Annotated in this window: 1 protein-coding gene; it reads left to right on the top strand. The window is 50.2% G+C overall.

Going from position 1 to position 671, the window contains the following annotated elements; all coding sequences use genetic code 11:
• Positions 1 to 450 (top strand): AAA family ATPase (locus XAXN_RS17410; RefSeq protein WP_134980630.1); only part of this gene is annotated, 450 nt, incomplete at its 5' end.
• Positions 451 to 671 lie beyond the last annotated feature (221 nt).

Here is a 671-nt window from a genome sequence, read left to right as displayed (position 1 = left end):
TTTGTTAGCCGCTCTAAACTGATGGACGACGGCTATCTGACGCTACGATTCCAGGATGGTTCGTTCAAGACGCCGTTCCTTGACCGATATATTTCTGACGGCACGATCAAGATGTTCGCTTATTTGGTACTTCTTTATGACCCCTCTCCGCATCCTCTACTTTGCGTCGAGGAACCGGAAAACCAACTTTACCCGCAACTCATGACCGAACTTGCGGAAGAATTCCGCATGTACGCCGAGCGCGGTGGTCAGGTACTGGTATCTACTCATTCGCCTGACTTCCTGAATTCAGCCGAACTCGACGAGGCGTGCTGGCTCGTAAAGCGAAACGGGTGCACTGAAGTCCATCGCGCGCGTGACAATCAACAAATTTCCAGCTATGTCAAGGAGGGTGACCAACTTGGTTATCTGTGGAAACAAGGATTCTTCGACGGAGTCGATCCGCAATGAGGGAACTTGTATTTCTTCTGGAGGAGCCCTCCGCTCGAGCCATGTTGGAAAGCTTACTACCTCGGATCTTGTCAGATGACATCCAATATCGGTTTATCACTTTCGAAGCGACGTCCCCCCGATTTTGAGTAGCACGCCAGTTTGGAGTCCAATTCCCTACCTGAAGGAGATTGGACGTGAAGAAGCGTTTTACCGAGGAACAAATCATTGGCTTTTTGCGC

Origin of the sequence: Xanthomonas axonopodis (assembly GCF_001304695.1) — a bacterium.
GTDB classification, from domain to species: domain Bacteria; phylum Pseudomonadota; class Gammaproteobacteria; order Xanthomonadales; family Xanthomonadaceae; genus Xanthomonas; species Xanthomonas axonopodis.
This window is presented reverse-complemented; position numbering and strand designations above follow the sequence as displayed.